The 15885-nt window shown below is 63.5% G+C and carries 20 protein-coding genes and 1 pseudogene; 11 read left to right on the top strand and 10 right to left on the bottom strand.

Annotated elements, in window-relative coordinates:
- The first annotated feature begins 27 nt into the window (after positions 1 to 27).
- The gene (locus D892_RS0104735; protein WP_232235974.1) at positions 28 to 897 is read left to right on the top strand and encodes an MlaD family protein; all 870 of its coding nucleotides are present in this window, start codon (positions 28 to 30) and stop codon (positions 895 to 897) included.
- Between the two features lie 45 nt (positions 898 to 942).
- Positions 943 to 1566 carry a hypothetical protein gene (locus D892_RS0104730; RefSeq protein ID WP_024800135.1) on the top strand — a complete coding sequence of 208 codons (624 nt, stop codon included), beginning with the start codon at positions 943 to 945 and terminating at the stop codon, positions 1564 to 1566.
- A gap of 51 nt (positions 1567 to 1617) precedes the next feature.
- Here the strand turns inward: D892_RS0104730 and D892_RS49120 are convergent, their stop codons facing one another.
- Positions 1618 to 1746: a hypothetical protein gene (locus tag D892_RS49120; RefSeq protein WP_255360208.1), complete on the bottom strand. Its 129-nt coding sequence runs from the start codon at positions 1744 to 1746 to the stop codon at positions 1618 to 1620.
- A 184-nt stretch (positions 1747 to 1930) separates the two neighbouring features.
- Here D892_RS49120 and D892_RS0104720 point away from each other — a divergent pair, with 184 nt between their 5' ends.
- The 4 genes from D892_RS0104720 to D892_RS0104705 are packed head-to-tail and all read left to right on the top strand — an operon-like array spanning position 1931 to position 4833.
- A complete protein-coding gene (locus D892_RS0104720; protein WP_024800134.1) occupies positions 1931 to 2230 on the top strand; it encodes a hypothetical protein in 300 nt (99 codons plus the stop codon).
- Positions 2227 to 3852 carry an alpha/beta hydrolase gene (locus tag D892_RS40400; protein ID WP_024800133.1) on the top strand — a complete coding sequence of 542 codons (1626 nt, stop codon included), beginning with the start codon at positions 2227 to 2229 and terminating at the stop codon, positions 3850 to 3852. Before D892_RS0104720 ends, D892_RS40400 begins: the two co-directional genes overlap by 4 nt.
- Entirely contained in the window at positions 3849 to 4439 is a 591-nt protein-coding gene (locus tag D892_RS0104710; protein ID WP_024800132.1) for a hypothetical protein, read from the top strand. The genes D892_RS40400 and D892_RS0104710 overlap by 4 nt, the downstream gene beginning before the upstream one ends.
- Before the next feature lie 10 nt (positions 4440 to 4449).
- On the top strand, positions 4450 to 4833 hold the full coding sequence (locus D892_RS0104705; protein ID WP_024800131.1) for a YbaB/EbfC family nucleoid-associated protein: 384 nt from the start codon (positions 4450 to 4452) through the stop codon (positions 4831 to 4833).
- A 57-nt stretch (positions 4834 to 4890) separates the two neighbouring features.
- Here D892_RS0104705 and D892_RS0104700 read toward each other — a convergent pair whose 3' ends face one another.
- From D892_RS0104700 to D892_RS47570, 6 genes and pseudogenes are all read right to left on the bottom strand, one after another.
- Complete coding sequence (locus tag D892_RS0104700) at positions 4891 to 5181, bottom strand: hypothetical protein (RefSeq protein ID WP_156959378.1); 291 nt, start codon at positions 5179 to 5181, stop codon at positions 4891 to 4893.
- Positions 5182 to 5910: 729 nt separating this feature from the next.
- Positions 5911 to 6711, bottom strand: coding sequence for a class I SAM-dependent methyltransferase (locus D892_RS0104695; RefSeq protein WP_024800129.1), 801 nt, complete (start codon positions 6709 to 6711; stop codon positions 5911 to 5913).
- 16 nt (positions 6712 to 6727) lie between these two features.
- Positions 6728 to 7700, bottom strand: a pseudogene (galE, locus tag D892_RS40395) (UDP-glucose 4-epimerase GalE).
- Between the two features lie 103 nt (positions 7701 to 7803).
- Positions 7804 to 7992: a hypothetical protein gene (locus D892_RS46395; protein ID WP_156959377.1), complete on the bottom strand. Its 189-nt coding sequence runs from the start codon at positions 7990 to 7992 to the stop codon at positions 7804 to 7806.
- 524 nt (positions 7993 to 8516) lie between these two features.
- On the bottom strand, positions 8517 to 8795 hold the full coding sequence (locus tag D892_RS49515; RefSeq protein ID WP_369801810.1) for a hypothetical protein: 279 nt from the start codon (positions 8793 to 8795) through the stop codon (positions 8517 to 8519).
- 353 nt (positions 8796 to 9148) lie between these two features.
- Positions 9149 to 9865 carry a hypothetical protein gene (locus tag D892_RS47570; RefSeq protein ID WP_198036829.1) on the bottom strand — a complete coding sequence of 239 codons (717 nt, stop codon included), beginning with the start codon at positions 9863 to 9865 and terminating at the stop codon, positions 9149 to 9151.
- Positions 9866 to 10035: 170 nt separating this feature from the next.
- Between D892_RS47570 and D892_RS44835 the strand changes: the two genes are divergently transcribed.
- The 5 genes from D892_RS44835 to D892_RS46385 all read left to right on the top strand — a co-directional run bounded on the left by D892_RS44835 (position 10036) and on the right by D892_RS46385 (position 14097).
- Entirely contained in the window at positions 10036 to 11313 is a 1278-nt protein-coding gene (locus tag D892_RS44835) for a helix-turn-helix domain-containing protein (protein WP_198036828.1), read from the top strand.
- Between the two features lie 12 nt (positions 11314 to 11325).
- Complete coding sequence (locus D892_RS0104660; RefSeq protein ID WP_036566752.1) at positions 11326 to 11796, top strand: SAM-dependent methyltransferase; 471 nt, start codon at positions 11326 to 11328, stop codon at positions 11794 to 11796.
- 63 nt (positions 11797 to 11859) lie between these two features.
- Positions 11860 to 12876, top strand: a complete 1017-nt coding sequence (locus D892_RS0104655; RefSeq protein ID WP_024800123.1) for a hypothetical protein — start codon at positions 11860 to 11862, stop codon at positions 12874 to 12876.
- A 129-nt stretch (positions 12877 to 13005) separates the two neighbouring features.
- A complete protein-coding gene (locus D892_RS0104650; protein ID WP_024800122.1) occupies positions 13006 to 13599 on the top strand; it encodes a GNAT family N-acetyltransferase in 594 nt (197 codons plus the stop codon).
- A gap of 339 nt (positions 13600 to 13938) precedes the next feature.
- Positions 13939 to 14097 (top strand): hypothetical protein, encoded by a 159-nt coding sequence (locus D892_RS46385; protein WP_156959375.1) that lies wholly within the window; start codon positions 13939 to 13941, stop codon positions 14095 to 14097.
- A 61-nt stretch (positions 14098 to 14158) separates the two neighbouring features.
- On the opposite strand, the gene D892_RS0104635 is transcribed toward D892_RS46385, so the two are convergent.
- The 3 genes from D892_RS0104635 to D892_RS0104625 all read right to left on the bottom strand — a co-directional run bounded on the left by D892_RS0104635 (position 14159) and on the right by D892_RS0104625 (position 15816).
- The gene (locus tag D892_RS0104635; protein ID WP_024800121.1) at positions 14159 to 14455 is read right to left on the bottom strand and encodes a hypothetical protein; all 297 of its coding nucleotides are present in this window, start codon (positions 14453 to 14455) and stop codon (positions 14159 to 14161) included.
- A 10-nt stretch (positions 14456 to 14465) separates the two neighbouring features.
- Entirely contained in the window at positions 14466 to 14804 is a 339-nt protein-coding gene (locus D892_RS46380; protein ID WP_156959374.1) for a hypothetical protein, read from the bottom strand.
- 346 nt (positions 14805 to 15150) lie between these two features.
- A complete protein-coding gene (locus D892_RS0104625) occupies positions 15151 to 15816 on the bottom strand; it encodes a TetR/AcrR family transcriptional regulator (protein WP_024800119.1) in 666 nt (221 codons plus the stop codon).
- Positions 15817 to 15885 lie beyond the last annotated feature (69 nt).

The following is a 15885-nucleotide window of genomic DNA, read 5'->3' as shown; positions in this document are numbered from 1 at the left end:
GGGTACATGACGGTCGGGGTGCTGCATATGGATCCGCGCCGCAGCTACCTCGTCGCCGACCTGCACCTGGACAACTCCGGTGGGCTGGGTGTGAACGCGCCCGTGCTGCTCGACGGCATTCAGGTCGGCCGTACGCAGCAGGTGCGCAAGCAGGCCGAGGGTGTGCTGGTGCGGCTGCGTATCGACAAGCGCTACCCCATTCCGTTGTCCAGCAGCGTGCGCGTCGAGCAACTCTCGGCACTCGGCGAGCCCTATATCGAATTCGCCCCGCCCGACGGTGCCGGCCCGTATCTCGCTGACGGCCAGAGCATTCCGAGCCAACGCGTGCAGGTGCCCGTGACGATCACGGCGCTGTCGACGCGATTCGTCGAATTGCTGAATCAGCTGCACCCGCAGACCATGGCCAACCTCGTCGACACCTTCGACCGGGCGCTGTCGGGTACCGACGCGGCCATGCAAACCCTGCAGCGGTCGACCACGCTGCTGGCGGCCACCTTGCTCAGCCGCACCGACGCCATCCGCCAATTGTTCGGCGACATCCAGGCTTTGGGCGGCAACATCGATTGGCTCGGGCCGGCGCTGAGTACCGGTGGGCCGCAATTCGGTGAGTTCGGCACGTCACTCAGCGACGTCGTCCAACAAGCCTCCACGCTCGTCGAAAGCCGTCCGGTATCCGACTATTTCACCGGTGACGGACTCACACCGTTTCTGGACAGGCTGACCGACTTCCTGAACGAGATCGGCCCCAGCGTCGCGCCATTGGCCCCGGTTTTGCAGCCCGTCGTCGCCGATGCCGTGGAACGGGCACCTCGGCTCGACATCAGCGCGCTGATCGACCAATCCCTGCACGGAGTCGACCCGGACGGCACCCTGCACTTCCGCATCACCACCAAATAGCCCACCGCATCACGACCGATATCGACCTGCCAGGAGTGCGAGACCATGGCCACAGCAACAGACGAAAAGGCAACGGCGCCGGGAAAAGAGGCCACCGCGACCGACGCGGCAGACCGGCCCGCGCCCGACGATCGGGGGCGGAAGGCGATCACCGTCTCGGTTCGGCGATCGACCGTATTGATCGCACTCGCCCTGGCCCTGCTCCTCGCCGGCACGCTGACATTCGGCTGCCTGTACTGGTCGGCACGATCAACCCTCGACCACCGCGACGCCGTCGCCGCCGACAACCGGCATGCCGAGAATATCGCCTCGAACTATGCCCTCGGCGCCTCGACGATCGATTTCCACGACGTCAAAGGCTGGCTGACACGTCTCAAAGCCGGCACCAGCCCCCAGCTCTCGGCCAAATTCGACGCTACCGCCCCCCAACTGGAACAGATCCTGCTGCCACTGCAATGGACATCCAAGGCAACACCGCAGTCCGCGACCGTCACCTCGGAATCCGGCGGCATCTACAAGGTCGACGCCTACCTCACCGTCAACTCCACCAGCGTCCAGACCCCGGACGGAGCACAAACCACCGTCACCTACTCGATAACCATCGACCGCAACACCAACTGGACCATCACCGACGTAGGCGGCCTCCACAACGCCCTGCCGGCAAAATAGATTCGCGCCTTCCTGGGCCGTCGATGGAATTCCTTGCCGGGCTGCTCCTGGCTATCGGTTGTGCTGTTCGGCCTCGGCACGCTTGGACGAGGCGAACAGGGCGGCCGGGTCGCCGTCGCGGCGCGGCCCGATCTCGATGTCCAACGGCAGGCCGGTCACCTCCCGGATAGCTTCCAGCACTTGCTGATTCGAAACCCGATACCGTTGCCGAGCTGGTGCGGATCGCACGCGACGGCCGGGGCACTGTGGGAAGATGCGAATCGGCCGCCCGACGATCCGGCGGTTGTGCCGGACCCCGGAGCCTGGCTCGGCGTGTTACGGTCCGCAAGTAGTTCGTAGCTGTCGGCTGCTTCAGGGGGATTACATGAGCGACATGCTGCAGGCCGACCTGGACACGTTGCACAGGCTCGGCGGCACACTCGCCGGTCACGCCGACGCGATCGGTCAGATCAAGGTCGAAGCGACGGTCACGATGCCGGGCTCTCCCGTCCAAGGGGCGGCCGACCGTGTCGGCAACGCGGTGGTCGAGGCATACAACCTGATCGGGGGAAATATTCGTCGGATGGCGGACAACACACAGTTGGCGGCCAAGAGCTACGAAGAGGTCGACCAAGCATTCGCCAACCAGCTGCGCCGGTACGCCGACGGTGAGCAGACGCGATGACCACGATCAGTCACGTCCGCGGGTGCAACCCGCAGTCGATGTTCACGCTCGCCGCCAATCTGGTCGAGCAGAACGACATCTTCTCCGGCCGGGTCGAGCAGATGAACCGCGATGTCGATGCCGCAATGAATGGCTGGCAAGGACAATCGGCGGCCGCCGCATCCGCGCGCTCGTTGTCGGACGAGTTGGCGGGCAATCACATTGGTCAAACCGTCGTCATGATCGCCGACACCCTCAACACCTTTGGTGCCGAACTGGACGGCTATCGGACGTCGCTGCTGAACATCGTCGATATCGACCTCCCTTTCGCTGGCATGACCGTCGACGACGAGGGCAATGTCACTCCGCCGAAGACGCCGACCGGCGCCGACAATACGGGCAAACCGGTGGTGGTGATCCTGGTCCAGCAAGGCATGCAAGCCAATGCCGACGCCTTCCAGGCTCGCATCAAGAATCTGCTGGTTCAGTTCGGTGACGCGGAAGTCAAAGCAGCGCAGGCAATTTCGGCCGACCTCCAGATTCTGGCCGGTTACGAAAAGACGCCCGATGGTGCGCCGGTCAGGCCGCCGGTCCAGGACATCATCGACGGCAGGGCACAGTTGCCGAGCGATCCGAATCAACTACACGATTTCTGGGAGACGCTGACACCATCCGAAAAGGACGCGCTATGGCAGGACGACCAATATCTCGGCAACCGCGACGGCCTGCCCGCCGTCGATCGTGACCACTACAACCGCCTGAAGCTCCAGGATGAACTGGCGCGAGCCCAGGCCGGCGATCCGGCTGTCAAGGACAAGCTGGGCGATCTGCAGACGGTCGCGGCATCGGTCAACCAGCCCGATCGGTACCTACTGCAATTGGATTCCCAGTCCGGCAAGATTCCCCACGCGGCCATAGCCGCCGGCAACCCCGATACAGCGTCCCACGTCTCCACGTACGTTCCAGGCACCGGATCACGACCTGCGAAGATGGATAACGACATGAAACGGGTAGACGCGATGCAAGCACAGGCCCAGGCAAGCGGCGCGAAGAACCCTTCAGTGGTCGCGTGGTTCGGCTACGACGCTCCTCCGGGTTTGACGGACGCCACTCAACAGCATTATGCGGACAGCGCCGCACCTGCTCTGGACCGGTTCCAAGACGGTCTACGGGCATCGCACGACGGCTCACCCTCCTACAACTCCGTCATCGGACATAGTTATGGCACAACTGTCGTGGGCGACGCCGCTGGCCACGGTCGCAGTCTGAATGCTGACGCCGTGGCGTTCGTGGCCAGCCCGGGTACAACGCTCGACGGTGCGGATGAGGCCAGATTGACCGGAGTGCCTCAGGACGAGGTGACTAAGCACGTATTCGCTACCAAGGCCGAAAACGACCCCATACCCGAGCTGTATCCCCAGAGCCAGATCGCTCGGTACGTCCCCGGCCTGGACGATTTCGGTCGAGATCCCACGGACAGTGACTACGGTGCCCAGAGATTCGCTTCGAACCCGGGTGAAGAAGACTGGTACGGCTACGGCGGCGCTGCGCACAGTCAATATTGGGACTACGGCTCGAAATCGCTCATCGGCATGGGTGACATCATCGCGGGTCACGGTGACAGGGCGGTGCATCCCCAGTGATCCTCGGAATCCGGAAAGCCGGTTCGGCGCGCGCCATGTTCGGCGTCCTGCTCATCGCCGTGATGGCGATGCTGACCGGGTGCGGCGGCGAGAGCAACGACAAGGGAGTGCAGGTGGACTCATCTCTGACAGAAGCCACGGCCCGCGAACGTATCAACACCTACCTCTCGGAGACGTTGCAGGCGCTACCACCGGGAGTAGGTCTGTCGCGCACGCCGGACAACCCGAATCTCGGAATTCTCGGTGCAGGCGCCGCGACAACCGTTCCTTGCGAGGACAGCAACGTCGATACTGATGGCGCGGTGCAGTTGCAGATCCGCTACTGGGTTGTCGGTATACCGCTGGGCGAGGGCGGCCACTATTTCGAATTGATTCGCAACGTTTGGTCCCAGCGAGGTTTCCTGCTCAATCCGGCGTCCGACTCTCGCTGGGCAGCGGTGATGACACCCGATCAGTACAGGCTGAACGTACAGGATGCAGGGCAAGGCGATGGTTCCCTAAGCATGGGCGCCGGGTCTCCGTGTTTCCCAGAATCGGGCGAAGGCACGACCACACCGCAACCAACCGAGATCAGACGCCCATCCTGAAGGATCGCCAATGTTCCCCCAGCGCAATGACTTCGACGAACTTGGATTAAAGGTGCAGCGGGCGCAGCAGCGGCTCGAGCAGGTCCGTGGCGTCGGGACTGTGAACGGGATCCGGGTGGTCGTCGACGCCGAGAACCGGCTGCTCTCGGTCACTTTGCCGGAGGAAGACAGCATCGTAGCCGCGTATAACGCCGCGCTGGCCGATAAGCAGCCGCAGGTCGATGAGGCTGTTCAGGATCTCCGTTCCGACCCCCGGTTCGAGGCGATCTCGACCTTCGCGGACGCCAACGCTGTTCGTGACGAGGCCGAACAGGCCAAGCGGCAGCGCACATATGAGGAAGATGACGACGATTATTACGAGCAGCGCAACCGCCGGGGTTGGTTCGAGAGCTGAGTGGGGCGATGCGCCGATGTGCGCCCTACAGGCCACACATCGGCGACATCCGTTGCGCTACGAATGTAGCCATTCCTCGATCTGGTCGAGCGTCTTCGAAGAGAGAATGGGCCGATTGTCCTCGGCGTCGAGCAGGCTCCAATCACCAGGGGAAATCGGGCAGCGGATCAGGTGGTAGCCCGCGCGGGCGGCTTGGGTGGTGAGGGCCCGAAGGTGCGTGGTGTCTATGTCAATCTCGATGTCCAACGGCAGGCCGGTCACCTCCCGGATGGCGTCCAGCACTTGCTGATTCGAAAACCCGATACCGTTGCCGAGCTGGTGCGGATCGCACGCGACGGCTGGGGCCACTGTGGGAAGATGCGAACCGGCCGCCCGACGATCCGGCGGTTCCGCCGGACTCCGGAGCCTGGCTCGGCGTGTTACGGTCCGCAAGTAGTTCGTAGCTGTCGGCTGCTTTCCGAGAGAGGGACTGGGTGCGACGACTCCGCAACCGAGCGAGCTCCGACGCCCGTCCTGATTCGACCGATTGATAGGTGCGTAGATGTGCCGCAGGCCCGCGGGCATTGGACCCATGCGATTCAGTGCTGTATTTTCTACAGTCGTCGGATTATTAATATTAGGTATTTCGGCGGCTATGGTGCTATATTTTGATGCTTCCGAGTGGGTTTGGCCGAGGCTCTGGAGTGTCGGTGCATGTATCCTGGTAACCGAACTACTTCTCGCATGCGCGTTCGTTCTGGTTGCGGTGGTCCTGGTCCAGCGTTATCCCGGTAATTCCGCCGTTCGGACTGGGCAGATCGTGATGTGGCTGGCGCTGGCAGCGCTCGTGGTGTCCTGGACCGTACTTGCCGCTATGGGTTCGGGCCGGTCGGCCATGCTCATTGGAATCTTTGCCGTACTCGTCGGAATGCAGCAATCGGCCAGACTGAATCGCATAAGCAGCAGTGAAGCAGGACGTAATTGATCGGCTGATCAGAAATCACAGAAATTGTCGTGTCTGCACGCGCCCCGTACGGCTGCGTGCAGGACAACCACCATCGACCGCCTGCGGCACCTGCTACACCGTCACCGACCTGGCTACACCTCGCTCACGGCCACGACGTAGCCCTTCGGGTCTCGCCATGCACCACCAGGGTGCGTGGCGAACCATTCCTCGACATCCGACGTCAGGTCGGCGAGGATAGCGCCGCGCTCGGGGTGATCGGCGCCCACGCCGCAGAACGAGAACAGCGACTCCGCGAACCGGATCAGCGGTTCGGGCTCCGGGAATACCAGGGCGTTGTCCTGATAGTCGAGGTGGACGTTGCCGAACACGCCGGCCATCATGTCGGAGATCGTGCCCGAGTTGACGGCACCGTTGATCATGCCGGCGGGAGCGGTGATCCCGCGACGTTCGGCGTGCTCGGCGACGAGTTCGTGAGTGCGGCGACATGTGGTGGAGTGGTTGACCGTGACCACGACCTGACCCCAAGGCTTGGCGATGCGCCGGAACTCCTCCAGCGCGGCCATCGGGTCGTCCAGGTGATACAGCATGTGCCGCACCGTCACGGCATCGAATTCGCTGTCGGAGAAGGGAGTTCGCACAGCGTCAGCGAGAACGCCCGTCACCCGGCCGACTCTGTTCGCGGCCGCGACCATCGCCGGGGAGTTGTCGACACCGACCAGGCGACCGCCGTGTCCCGTGGATGCGAGACGGGCGAGGAAGCGAGCGTCACCACATCCGATGTCGGCAACGTCCTCGCTGCCCTCCAGCCCGAGCGCGTTGATGACTGCGGCTACGACGTTGTCGGGGTACTCCGAGTAGTTCTCGTGTGTCTCGATCCGGGTAGCCAGCGCGGTCGAGTCGGAATACTCGCTGGACAGTGACGGCGTGGACATGTCTGGCTACTCCTGGTTATCGGTTGTGCTGATGAAATGCCCAGGCGTCCGCGACGATGCCGCGGATGTCTGGAATGTCGGGAACCCAGCCGAGTTCGGCCTCGGCACGCTTGGACGAGGCGAACAGGGCGGCCGGGTCGCCGTCGCGGCGCGGCCCGATCTCGACGTTCAACGGCAGGCCGGTCACCTCCCGGACGGCGTCCAGCACTTGCTGATTCGAAAACCCGATACCGTTGCCGAGGTTGTAGACGCGATGCTCGCCGGGGGGTGATGGCGTCGAGGGCGAGCAGGTGTGCGCGGGCGAGGTCTGTGATGTGGATGTAGTCGCGGACGCAGGTGCCGTCCGGTGTCGGATAGTCGTTACCGAACAACTTGAACGTGCTGCCGGTGGCGGCCGCCTCCAGCGCCAGCGGGATGATGTGGGTCTCCGGCTGGTGCCGCTCACCGATCATCGTGCCGTCCGAATGACAGTAGGCCCCAGCGACATTGAAATACCGCAGACTGACCGCACCGAATCGGCCGGCACGCGCGTACGAGGCGATAGCGCGGTCTACGGACAGTTTGGTGTCACCGTAGGTGTTCACCGGGTCGGTGGGCGCGTCCTCGGTGAGTGGCAGCTCCGTCGGCTCCCCGTAGACGGCGGCCGACGAGGAGAACACCAGGCGTCCGACACCGGCGGCGGACATGGCGTCCAGCAGCGCCAAGGAACCGGCAGTGTTGTTCGACCAGTGCCAGTCCGGATGCCGCATGGACTCCCCTGCGGCGATGAGCCCGGCGAAGTGCAGTACGGCGTCGAAACCGGAGCCGCTGGAAAGGAAGTCGCCGATTTCGTCGAGACACACGCGGTAGAAGGTGGCGCCGGCCGGGACCTGACGGTCGTCGTTGCGGGACAGGTCATCAACCACGACGACCTCGTGTCCGGCGTCCAGCAGGAGCCGGGAGACAGCGGCGCCTACGTAACCCGCCCCGCCGGTGACCAGGAGTTTCATGAAACCTCAACTTTCATAGTGAGCTCGCTCGGGGTCCGCTGCGGTGACCTAACCGCGCGGCGCTTGCGAGTGTTGAATTGAAGATCGGGTTCGACCAGCACTATCAGTTCTGGTCCGGTATGTCTCCGTAGCTGCGTGGCTTGTCGGCGAGCGCCGCTTTCGTCAACTCGTCAGCCGCTTCGATCAGCTTCGCCACTGCCGGATGGTCTGAACCAACCAGCGCCGCAGCCCTTTCGGTGAGAGCCTGGAGGTCGTCGCGCAGCTGTCGCGATGTAGCGATATCGGAACTCACGGTGGTCTCCTAACCTCTGGGGGCACATTTGCTTGCCGGAACGTCGACTGATCCAGACCTGTCGCTGAACGTAAACGGGTTCCCCCTGATACTGCCCCAGATCTCCACGCCCGCCCGCCATGTCCCGGCGTAGCAGGGGGCGGACACTTCGTAGCGGGCGTCGTGGTTCGGAATCCTGCGGTCTGGCTGCGTCGCTGACGTCACCCCCCACCGCGAGCCACCGGCGGGCTGGAATTCCAGCTTCAGCATGACGATGTGTTCCTCCGGCGGCACTGTGCACTGAGCATTGCCGACCGCCAATACTTGCGGCGGCAGCACACTGGGACGTGTCCACATGAATTCGAACCCGCAGGATTGCGCAGCCTGGGCCGTCCCGGCACCGCCTACCGCGATGCCGGCTGCGGCTACGGCGACAACTCCAGCGGAGACCACAACCGGTCGTATCGGTTTCATTCTTCCTCCCGAATCTCATTGCAGTACAACGAACCCCCCGGAGAGGAACTGTGGATCGGTTGACAATATGGTCATCTCGAACCTTTCGATCGTGGTAAACGTCGTGGGCTACGTGGATGTTCGGGAAGTCGTCGGCGGCGCTCGGCGACCGCATCGGCAAGATCGGCGTACCGAAGTTCCAACTCGCCCAGGCGCCACCACGCCTGGCGCATCCGCTCGCTGCGCGGGCCGTCTGTCGTGAGCAGCAGCAGTGCTCGATCCGCCGACGCCGCCATGCGATCGAGCAGGACTCCGATTGTTTCCAGATGGGTGGGAGCGGCATGATGCGGTGTTGGGGCGTGATCGCTCACCCACCGGTCGATCTCGGCGACGAGTTCTGCGCGGCGGCAATCGCATTCGGAAACGCGGAGCGGACTCTCACGGCGCTGCCGGTGCGATTCAGCGAGTGAACGGGCCTGCACCAGCAACGGCCCGTCGACTGGGTGACCTGAGAAGGCCAGCAGGAGTTCGTGTTTCGTGGGCAGGAACTCGCCCCCGGACGTCGTGGGCGGTGTCGAGGGGGACCGGATTTCCGCGCTGCTGAATACGGCAGGCAGAAGGGGCCGTGCCCGGCGTGGACGAGGACCACCAGTCGGCCAGGCCACCTCCACGTCGTCAAGTTCGGTTCGGTGCTCGGTCGCGCTGTCTGCGCTGGGCACGGTGCCTATCCCTCGGTATCCGAGGAAAGGCGCGCGGCGAGCATCCGGTGATCGGCATCTGGATCGGCCAACCCGTCGAGCACCGCCAGCAGCGTTTGCATGTCCGGGCCGGACGGCAGCGTCAGCGGATCGGACGACTGAGGCGGGAACGGGATTCCCCGCGCGGCCGCGCGTTCCCGCGGAGTCTTCGTTGGAGGCACGATCTTCCCGGCCTTGACGAGGCGGGTATACGCGCTGGCTTTCAACGGACACTCGAGTGCGCGGCAACGGATGTGCTGCTGGAGGATTTGCGCGGCCTCGGCACCGGTGAGCCGGTGGTCAGGATGGGCGTGCTCGGTGTCGGACGTGCTCGGCAGTGCTGCCGCCCAAGTGATCGGCGGGCAAACCGTTTCCAGGTCGAACAGCTCACACACCCGTGACGGCTGGTTGTCGACGGCGGCCAGGTCGTAGACGACCAGCGCGTCGACCGCGAGCCCGGCAGCCAGCCCGAGCGCGTAGCCGATCGGGTCGGGGCTGTCGGTTGGTGGCCGCACGGTGTACAGGCTGATGTACCCGCGCTGTGCGGCGTGCCGTTGCGCCAGTGTCGCGTGCCGTGGTGCTTCGAGCCCCGATATGTCTGGTCGTACGAGACAGACCGCGGTGGGCTTGTCGCGCCGGTCACCGGAATCCATGCCCTGTCCTTTCAGCTCTGCCGCAACGTTTTCCAAAAGCTTCGACATCACCGTGGGCTGCTTCCTGGAGGATCGCAGTCACCCCGTCACGCGCCCTCTTTTTCATGGTCGCTTCTCCTGTTCGATGCTCGCGCTTCGTCAACTCAGACAAGCACCGGACACACCTGGAGACCTACGAGATTGCGTCCACAGCGCGTCCACAGCGGGTTAGATTCGATGTCATGGACAGCCACGCCGCGATCGTCGGTGCGCAGCTCCGGGCAGCCCGGGAGGCAGCCGGAGCGTCCCTGGGTGCGGTCGCTGCCGAGATCCATTACGGCAAGACCACACTCGGCTACTACGAGACCGGAGAACGAACACCGCCACTCGATGTCATAGCGTGGTACGAACGGCGTTTTGGTGGCATCCAGGACCCCGTAGCTACCTTGCTCAACCTCGGGAAGGCTGATGTGGAACGACGCTCTTTCCTACGGCTCGGATACTCCACAGCGCTTTCCGCATCCGTGCTTCTCCCCGGATGGCTCGACCAGGCGACGGCAGCAAAGCCAAGTACGAAGACTGTTGTCGGTCATGTTGGGGAGGCTGACGTTGCTGTCGTCAGAGACGTGATGCTCTTGTTCTCTCAGATAGATCAGCGGCTCGGAGGTGGCCACGGACGTACCGCTGTTGTTCAGTATTTGATAAACGACGTGACCAACTACCTGCGAGGGTCTTTTGCCAGTGAACGAGTGCGGCGTGACATGTTCGCGGCCGCGTCCGAACTGGCATACCTCGCCGGGTGGATGGCATTCGACAATAACGAGCACTCGGTAGCGCAACGTTACTTCGCCGTATCGACCAAGCTTTCCACGGAAGCAGAAGATGAACCGCTCACCGGCCATGTGTTGCGCGCCATGGCGCATCAAGCCATCGACCTCGGCCATGCCGAGGAAGGCCTACAGCTCGCGGAAGCATCAGTAGGCGGCAGTCGCTACACAACTGCAAGTCCTCGTGAGCGAGCGCTGCTGAAAGTTGTGCACGCCAAGGCATTAAGCGCAGTCGGCCGGTCCGCAGAGGCTGCGACAGCATTGCTTAAAGCTGAAAGCGACTTGTCGGCCGCCGATGGCTCCGACCATGAACCGTCTCGGGTCTTCTTCTTTTCCGAAGCAAGCCTTGCGCACGAAACTGCCTGCGCATTAAGAGATTCGGGCGATCTGGACGGTGCCGCTGAACAGTTCGCCGTGAGTGTCCGCAAGCGCAAGGCGGCGAAATTTACCCGGACTCACGCGGTTACTCTCGGGTATCTCGGAACTGTACAGGCCCGAGGTGGCGAACTCGAACAGGCTTGTGCCACATGGGCATCCGCGCTGGACGCGATGGACGGGGTGCAGTCGGGACGTACACGGAACGTAGCACGCGACATCCGGGCGACCGTGGCTCCCTATCTTGGGCAGTCCATCGCGCCGATAAGTGAGATCGACCAGCGCGCCGCGGAATATCTGGCCGTCAACCAAAAATAGGAGACAGATCGTATGGCAGACGAAGTGTATGAGGTATCGCCGATCGCGCACGTAGTCGGTGGCCGCCGTGAGCCCACAGATGACCATTGGGGCGGTACAGAGACAATCATCCGCATCGACGACAGCCGGTTCAACGAAGAGTCGGTACAGGGCTTGGACGCTTTCAGCCATCTGGAGATCGTGTTCCGATTTCATCTGACCGACCAAACAGACTTGCATTTCGGTGCGCGGAGTGCCCGTGACAACTCCGAATGGCCGAAGGTCGGCATCTTCGGACACAGGAACATGCGCCGCCTGAACTGGCTGGGTGTGTCCCGCACACGACTGCTCGGCATCGACGGCCTGGACCTGCACGTAGCTGAACTGGACGCCGTAGATGGAACGCCCGTGCTGGACATCAAGCCATGGTTTGCGGAATTCGGTCCACGGGGAGAGGTCCGGCAAGCTCCGTGGTCCACCGAAATGCTGAAGGACTACTTCTAGCCCTGTCTTCTGGGTCGGTCGCGAAGGCCCGTCAACGCAGTAGCAGACCTCGGGAGAGCCGACGTGGATCGTAGGAAGTTCCTCATCAGTGCGCCGTTCGCTGCTGCCGCGGCGATCGGACCGTCCCGGGACTGGCTGTTGAACACTCTGGACCAGCTGCCCGACGATCGCCGGCGTGTCCGGCTGGAGGACGTCACTGCGGTCAAGAACATGTTCACGCATTTTCAAGAGATGGACATCTTTCAGGGCGGGGGTAGTGGCCGCCTGCTGCTTGCCGGTTACATGAACGAGCACGTCTATCCACTGTTGCGGCGTACGTACACGGAGGAAGTCCGGCGTGCGTTGTCGGGTGCTGCGGCCGAGCAGACATACCTGTTGGGGTGGATGGCGTTCGACAACGGCGAACACGGAGCGGCGCAGCGGTACCTGATTCAAGCGTTGCGGCTGGCCGAGGAATCCAAGGATGCCGCACTCGGGGCGCATGTGCTGGCGGGCATGGCCGATCAGGCGACACTGCTGGGGCACCCCCATGAGGGGCGGCGCCTCGCTCAGGCCGGCAGGCAGGGCCTTGCGAAGGCGCATTCGACCGCGTGCATGGCCGACCTGTGGACACTGGAAGCGCGCGCGTTGGCGACGCTGGGGGACAAGAAGGGCACAGCCCACGCGATAAACCAGGCCGAGGCTTCGTTCGATCGGATCGATCGGGGCTCCGAGCCGGTATGGGCACAGTTCATCGACCCTGCTTATATCTGTGGCGAGTGGGCGAACTCGTTCCGGGATCTCGGGCTCGCGGGTGATGCCGAACCCCACGCGCGGCGGTCGATTGCCTACGCGCGCAACCAGAACCGGGCACGCCGCGGTGCCCTGTCCCATGCCGCGCTTGCGGTCACGCATATTCAGAACAGGGATCTCGAAGCGGCGTACGTGGCTGCTGTGCGCACGGTGGATCTGTCCCGCAAGGTGAAGTCCTCACGGTCTGTCGAAGCGGTCCGCGATGTCCAGCGTCGGATGGTGTCGTTCGGCCCGCATCCGCTCGTCGCCGACTTCAACGATCGCGCCCGCGTGTTGTCGGCTGCCTGAGTCGAGTACGGAAGGCGATTGTCGGTCACGGTGGGGAGGCTGACGTTGCTGCCGTCAGGGACGTGATGTTTTTGTTCTCTCAGATAGATCAGCAGCGCCGAATTCCCTGACACAGAAGGTGATTACTGCATGACCAGCTTGCTGGAGGGCCTGGAGTTCGAGCATTGCGATGCCGCCGCAGCACGTTCCATACGCGATACGGTCGAAGACATCTATCGCCGTTCATACGTCCAGGCGATCGCCTCCGGAGACCCGTTCGACTCGCCTTCCGAGTTCATGCGCCGATTCGATTCCTACACCGATCCCCGAAACAGAGGCTTCGCGTATGTGATCGCGCGAGTCGATGGCAAGCCCGCGGGTCAAATCTGGGGCTGGTCGCTACCCGAGAACGCGCGATGGTGGACAGGGCTCAATCTCGACATCGGCGACGATCTCGAGGAGTTCACCGCCGAGGACGGTACGCGGACGTTCGGGCTCAGCGAGATAATGGTGTGCACCGAATACGCTGGCCGGGGTGTAGCGCGTGCTTTGCATGACGAATTGCTCGGTTCCAGAACCGAACTGCGGGCGACTTTGCTGGTCGAGGCGGACAACGAGCGTGCCTATCAGCGGTACCGGGCATGGGGCTGGCATCGGATCGGATGGTTGCGGCCCGGCTGGCCGGACGCACCCAAATTCGATGTGCTCATCCGCGATCTGGATCTGGCGGTCAACGAAAAATAGGAGACAGATCGTATGGCAGATGAAGTGTATGAAGTATCGCCGATCGCGCATGTAGTCGGTGGCCGCCGTGCTTCGCCGCCTTGGAGCTCGCCCGTACCTCCTATGCGCGGGCGAAATCCGAAGCGGCACCGTAAGATTCGTCTTGGCGTATTTCTACGATGATGGCTTTCTGCCGCACACTGAGAGCCAGTGCTACCTGAACTTGGGACAGCCCCAGCGGGCGGTGGCTCAAGCGGAGCAATCTCTCAAGCTGCATGATCCGCAACTGGTGCGTGACAACGCTTTTTCCAAGCTCTACTTGGCCACTACCTAGTCCATTCCGACGAACCCGAACAAGCCGTGAGCGCCCTGATGGATGCCGCCAGTTGGGCGCGGCAAAACCGCTCGGTGCAGCTGGCTGAACGCATCCAAACCGTTCGTGCCTCCATGACTTCCTGGCAGGGATCGGCGCCGGTGGTGAAGCTGGATGGGTATCTGCGCGAACAGCCGATGACGTAGGCACCACCGAAAAAGCCCGCCAGCCTTGGCAGCTGGCGGGCTTTTTCGAGTGCAGCGCGAATTACCCCGAACTTCGCGGGAACCCCAGATCCTCGCCGCCCAGGAAGGTGTACCCATCCCCGCTGGCGGCCAGCACATCCCCGATGCGGGCGAGTGTCAGGGTGAGGGCCTGGACGGCATCGACGCCGACCGCGTACCCCTCTTCCAGTAAGTCGGTGCCGCTGATGCGGAATGGGCAGAAGCAGTCGTCGCTTTCCATGTACGGCCGCGGCCGGCCTATTTCCACGGTGACCGGCTCGTCTCCTCGGTGCAGCGTGCGGATCGCGATCGGTTCGCCCAGCTCCCACGTGATTGGCATACCCTCGATCCTATTCCGCCGCTTCGGCTTCGGGCAGCCGCGCGTGAGCCCACCGGAATGGATAGTGCTTGCCGCGCAGGCATTCCGCGTACCACTGGTTGGCCAGTTCGTAGCATTGCTTTCGCTTGTCCGAGGTGCTGAAACGCGCCTGACAGCCGGGGATGAGTTCGTCGTAGTACTGCCGGTCGCAGTACTGCTTTACGTTGTCGGGCACGTCGGCCTGCACCGGAGCCGTAATCGTGCAGCGGCTGGATGGTGTGGCGCTGGCCGATCTATCACCGGCGCCAACGAGCACCGTGCCCATCACCGCAGTGGCAAGGATGGCAGCACGAAATAGATTGCGAGGCATGGGATTCCCCCTTGAAGGCAGCGAATAGTGCTCCTTCAGCCTGGCGCTGTGGCAGTTTTCCTCGCGAGTGCCTAGTGATGGGGTACCGTGGGTCTACTGTATGGGTTTGCCCAGGTCAGATGACGTACCGTGGGTGGGGCGATGGTCAGAGGGCGGGAATGGACGGGATTTGAGGCAGCCGCGTTGCAGGAAGCGATGCGGCGATCGGTGCGTGACTTCGCGGCGCTCCTGGGCCTTGAAACCACCACAGTGACCAACTGGCGGACGGGCCTTGGCACGGTGAAACCGCGCTCCGCGACGCAGGCCATCCTCTGCCCGGTGTGGATCCGGGAGCAAGCGAAGAGGTTCAGGGGCGCGGCAGCACGCCCAGGAGTGCCGCGGTGAAGGCGGCTCGTAGGGCCTCACGTAGGTCCAGGTGGAGCACGCCGAGGGCGGGCTCCTCCGCGTAGGCGGCGAGGACGCTGGGCGGGGGCGGGACGTAGGACGACAGGGCGCCGGCCGAGACGAGGCTCATCAGGCAGAACAGTTGCGCGCCGTCGCCGAGTTCGGGCACATGGCGGCGGACGAGTTCGACCATGGCCGTGAGCCTGGCGAGGGAGGAACGCTTGTGCCGCTTGACCACCTCGACCGAGACGTTGTGCTCGAGGACGCCGCCCTGCGCGCCGAAGAGGTCGCACAGCACCACCCGGTCTGCCAGCGATTGGCTGAGGATCTCGGCCAGCCGGCCCGCCCGCACTTCCGGTGCCGCGTCCGCCTCGATGCCCGCGGCCAGCTCCTCCGCCAGCTCGGCGAGCCATCTTCCCAGGAAGTCGTCCAGCAGTTCGAGCAGCACCGCCTCGCGTGACTCGAAATATCGCAGGACGTTCGACTTGGCCAGGCCCACCCGCCGACTGAGTTCGTTGAGGCTCACCTCGGCCACGGGCATCTCGTCGAGCATCGCCGCCGCCGTGTCCAGGATCGCCCGGCGGCGGATCTCCCGCTGCTCCTCGCTTCGCGCCCGCTGGAATGTCACGCCCTCAGACTAGCTAAAAGACCACCGGACTCTTGACAAAAGACCACCGGTCTCTTAGGTTGATACCGA

The sequence above is a fragment of the Nocardia sp. BMG51109 genome (genome assembly GCF_000526215.1).
GTDB lineage: Bacteria > Actinomycetota > Actinomycetes > Mycobacteriales > Mycobacteriaceae > Nocardia.
Note: the sequence above shows the minus strand (reverse complement) of the source record. Positions and strands in the feature narration are given on the sequence as shown.

What these genes read in the sequence shown, in the direction of transcription:
- D892_RS44835 (WP_198036828.1), top strand. Translation starts at nt 10,036, where the DNA reads ATGGACAGCCACGCCGCGATCGTCGGTGCGCAGCTCCGGGCAGCCCGG.
- D892_RS0104650 (WP_024800122.1), top strand. Translation starts at nt 13,006, where the DNA reads ATGACCAGCTTGCTGGAGGGCCTGGAGTTCGAGCATTGCGATGCCGCC.
- D892_RS0104635 (WP_024800121.1), bottom strand. Translation starts at nt 14,455, where the DNA reads ATGCCAATCACGTGGGAGCTGGGCGAACCGATCGCGATCCGCACGCTG.
- D892_RS46380 (WP_156959374.1), bottom strand. Translation starts at nt 14,804, where the DNA reads ATGCCTCGCAATCTATTTCGTGCTGCCATCCTTGCCACTGCGGTGATG.
- D892_RS0104695 (WP_024800129.1), bottom strand. Translation starts at nt 6,711, where the DNA reads ATGTCCACGCCGTCACTGTCCAGCGAGTATTCCGACTCGACCGCGCTG.
- D892_RS40400 (WP_024800133.1), top strand. Translation starts at nt 2,227, where the DNA reads ATGACCACGATCAGTCACGTCCGCGGGTGCAACCCGCAGTCGATGTTC.
- D892_RS0104735 (WP_232235974.1), top strand. Translation starts at nt 28, where the DNA reads ATGGATCCGCGCCGCAGCTACCTCGTCGCCGACCTGCACCTGGACAAC.
- D892_RS0104730 (WP_024800135.1), top strand. Translation starts at nt 943, where the DNA reads ATGGCCACAGCAACAGACGAAAAGGCAACGGCGCCGGGAAAAGAGGCC.
- D892_RS0104705 (WP_024800131.1), top strand. Translation starts at nt 4,450, where the DNA reads ATGTTCCCCCAGCGCAATGACTTCGACGAACTTGGATTAAAGGTGCAG.
- D892_RS0104720 (WP_024800134.1), top strand. Translation starts at nt 1,931, where the DNA reads ATGAGCGACATGCTGCAGGCCGACCTGGACACGTTGCACAGGCTCGGC.
- D892_RS0104660 (WP_036566752.1), top strand. Translation starts at nt 11,326, where the DNA reads ATGGCAGACGAAGTGTATGAGGTATCGCCGATCGCGCACGTAGTCGGT.